Source organism: Endozoicomonas sp. SESOKO2 (genome assembly GCF_024606245.1).
Lineage (GTDB): Bacteria > Pseudomonadota > Gammaproteobacteria > Pseudomonadales > Endozoicomonadaceae > Endozoicomonas_A.
Window position 1 is genome coordinate 1 of sequence record NZ_JAHHPQ010000678.1, and the last position, 2,518, is coordinate 2,518.

3 protein-coding genes are annotated in these 2,518 nt (G+C 54.1%); all 3 read right to left on the bottom strand.

The features are described 5' to 3' along the window. Window positions 1-181, bottom strand: a 181-nt coding sequence (locus KDK17_RS16700) for a hypothetical protein (protein ID WP_257288586.1), incomplete at its 3' end; no start/stop codon positions are given. 200 nt (window positions 182-381) lie between these two features. Beyond that, a complete protein-coding gene (locus KDK17_RS16705) occupies window positions 382-2,151 on the bottom strand; it encodes an ankyrin repeat domain-containing protein (protein ID WP_257288587.1) in 1,770 nt (589 codons plus the stop codon). A gap of 86 nt (window positions 2,152-2,237) precedes the next feature. Then, the coding region (locus KDK17_RS16710) for an ankyrin repeat domain-containing protein (RefSeq protein WP_257288588.1) at window positions 2,238-2,518 on the bottom strand (281 nt) is incomplete at its 5' end.

Below are 2,518 nucleotides of genomic sequence, written 5' to 3' on the forward strand. Positions count from 1 at the left end.
GCTGATCAACACAATACTTCAAAATACAGTCCAGATCGAAGCGGTTGCCACAACATTGTGTTTTGACGACCACAGGCGCTACAGCTCGGCCATGGAATTCGGCCAAACAAATGGGACAGTGAGTATCCTCCCGCGGTACTTGAGTATCCCCGGGGACAGGGGGGCGAGCAATGCCATCCATGAGTAGAACATCTGTGTTAGTCAATGAGCGATACGGATTGGACACAAGAAAAATACGATAGTTCAGCTCTATGGCTACAAAGTTTGCAGTGGCTAAACAATCTCACCTATTTCAAAAACTCGTAAGACGGGAACACCCGAAAGCCGTGTTTACCGGAAAACATAACGCCTTTCTTTTGTTCCCCGCCTTGCCTCTGTCACCTACCTTGCCCCGGCCTCAGTCAGGACTTTCACGCAGTCGGTATGGCCCATCCGGGTTGCGATAGATAGCGCAGTGGCACCATTCGACAAGGCAGCGTTGAGATCAGCCCCGGCGCTGATCAGGAGTTTCACGAATTCGATATTGCCTTTCGCAACAGCCACGAGCAGCGAGGTAGCGCCATCCGACAAGGCGGCGTTGATGTCTGCTTTGGCTTCGATCAGGATTTTCATGCAGTCGATATTGACTAACGCAACAGCCATGAGCAGCGGGGTGATGCCATTCGTGGCTCGTGCGTTGGGATCCGCCTTGGTTTCGATCAGGGCTTGCAGGATGTCGATGTTATTTTGTTGAGCAGCGATGAGCAGCGGAGTGGAGCCATCCGACGTTCGGGCAGCGTTGACGTCTGCCCCGGCTTTGATCAGGGCTTTCACGCATTCGGTGTTGCCCTTCCCGGCAGCCATGAACAGCGCGGTGGCACCATCTGCAGTCCGTGCGTTGAGGTCTGCCTCGGCTTCGATCAGTGCATTCACGCAGTCAGTCTTATTTTCTTGGGCAGCCATGAACACAGGGGTGGCGCCACCTGTAGTCTGGGCGTTAAGATTTGCCTCGGCTTCGATCAGGACTTTCACGCAGTCGGTATTGCCTTTCGCAGCAGCGATACACAGTGGGGTGGCGCCATCCGACGTGGCAGCGTTGAGATCTGCCCTGGCTGCGATCAGGATTTTTAGACAGTCGGTGCTATTTTGTTGGGCAGCCATGAACAGCGCGGTGACACCATTCTTGGTTCGGGCGTTGATATTCGCCCTGGCTTCAATCAGGATTTTTAGGTAGTGGCTGTTATTTTCCAACGCAGCAACGAGCAGCGCGATGACGCCATCCCCAATTTGGGCGTTGATATCCGCCTTGGCTCTGATCAGGAGTTTCATGCAGTCGATGTTATTTTCCTGGGCAGCCATGATCAGCGGGGTGGAGCCATCCTCAGCCCGGGCGTTGAGATCTGCCTCGGCTTCGATCAGGAGTTCCACGCAGTCACTGTTGCCTGTTGCAGCAGCGATGGCCAGCGGGGTGACGCCATTTGAACAGGCGGCGTTGAGATCTGCCCCGGCTTCGATCAGGAGTTTCACGCAGTCGGTGCTATTTTGCTGGGCGGCCATGAACAGCGGGGTGGCGCCACCCACGGTTTGGGCGTTGAGATTCGCCTTGGCTCTGATCAGGAGTTTGACGCAGTCGGCCTTATTCTGCTGGGCAGCGATGAGTAGTGCGGTGGCACCATTCTCACGGGCAGCGTTGAGATTCGTCCCGGCGTTGATCAGACGTTCGACGATATCCCTGTGCCCCTGACCAGATGCCAAAATCAAGGCAGTGAAATCATCAGCTAGAGCAGCATTGACATTGACTCCTTCTGCCAGTGAATGGTTCACCCGCGCAAAATCCCCGTTAATACAAGCATCAAAAAACGCCTGGTTCGGGAAAAATTGATCCGGGTGAGATTCACCGGTGCTCAGATTCAATACAGGCATCGGGTCTTGCCGACACATCGCGCACCGGCGTGAGCCGATGAGCTGTTGAACAAAAGACTTCGAAATACAATCCAGATCGAAGTGCTTGCCACAACAGTGTGCCCTGACAACCACAGGTGCTACATCACGGCCATGGAAGTGAGTCAGACAGATAGGGCAGAGATCGGACTCCAGCGATGAGTTATTTTCCACAGGGACAGGGGGGCGAGCAATACCATCCATAATGAGTAAAATATTTTTGTTAGCCAATAAGAGATGCGTCTTAGACACAAGGAAAATAAGATAGTTCAGCTTTATGGCTATAAATTTTGCTGTGACTAAATAATCACTTTTCCTTACCTGGCCCCGGCCCCGGCCCCGGTCAGGGCTTTCACGATATCGGTATGGCCCTTCCGGGCTGCGATATGCAGCGAGGTGGTGCCATTCTTGGTTTTGGCGTTGAGATCCGCCCTGGCTTCGATCAGGGTTTTCACGATGTCGGTATGGCCTTGCTGGGCAGCCATGAGCAGTGGGGTGGCGCCATTGTCAGTCCGGGGGACGTTGGGATCCGCCCCGGCCTGAATCAGGACTTTCACGCAATCGGTGTTCTTTTCTTGTGCAGCGATGAACAGCGGGG